The sequence below is a fragment of the Nguyenibacter vanlangensis genome (genome assembly GCF_013376155.1).
Taxonomy (GTDB): Bacteria; Pseudomonadota; Alphaproteobacteria; order Acetobacterales; family Acetobacteraceae; genus Gluconacetobacter; species Gluconacetobacter vanlangensis.
In genome coordinates, this window is record NZ_JABXXP010001207.1 from 1 (window position 1) to 584 (window position 584).

General features: G+C 70.0%; 1 protein-coding gene. It reads right to left on the reverse strand.

The window, feature by feature from the left end; all coding sequences use genetic code 11:
- Window positions 1-97: 97 nt before the first annotated feature.
- Entirely contained in the window at window positions 98-448 is a 351-nt protein-coding gene (locus HUK84_RS22140) for a hypothetical protein (protein WP_176642034.1), read from the reverse strand.
- Window positions 449-584: the final 136 nt, after the last annotated feature.

The window sequence follows — 584 nt, forward strand, 5'->3', positions numbered from 1 at the left end:
CCCTGCCGGCCGGCGGCGTCCTGCGCCCGCGCCCCGGCCACCGGGCCGGCCAGCAAAAGTATGGCCACCGGGATCAGACGGGTCATGGCGGTGGCGGTCATGAATGATTGTCTTCCTTCAATACCATCAGGGCGCGGCGCAAATCGATGATACCCGACCGGACCCTGCCCTCGCGGCACAGCAACGCGCCATGGATGCGCAACTCGCTCACCTCGCGCGTCAAGGGCGGTCCATAGGCATCGATGACGGTCACCAGCCGATCGCAGAAGGCGCGGCTGTCGCTGGTGATCACGACCGGGCGCCCGGAATCAGAGCCCGCCTCCGGGCCCGAATCCTGCCCCCGATCCTCGCCCGGCCGGGGCGATGCACCGTCCGGCGCGGGCGCGAAGGCGCAGACGCACAGGCTTGCGGCCAGCAGGGCCGGGATGACAAGAGACGGTGCGTTCATATGGCGCAGCCTAGAAGGGGTCATCTGTCGCGCTCGTGGGGTGATTGTGAAGTCTCCGTCACGACCGCGGGATGCTGCGCCCGCGGGGCGGGTGGAATGGGAATGGGCGCGGCCGCGCGGGCCTGCGGCTGCGCCT

Coding starts and splice junctions, on each gene's coding strand:
- HUK84_RS22140 (WP_176642034.1), bottom strand. CDS start 448: ATGAACGCACCGTCTCTTGTCATCCCGGCCCTGCTGGCCGCAAGCCTG.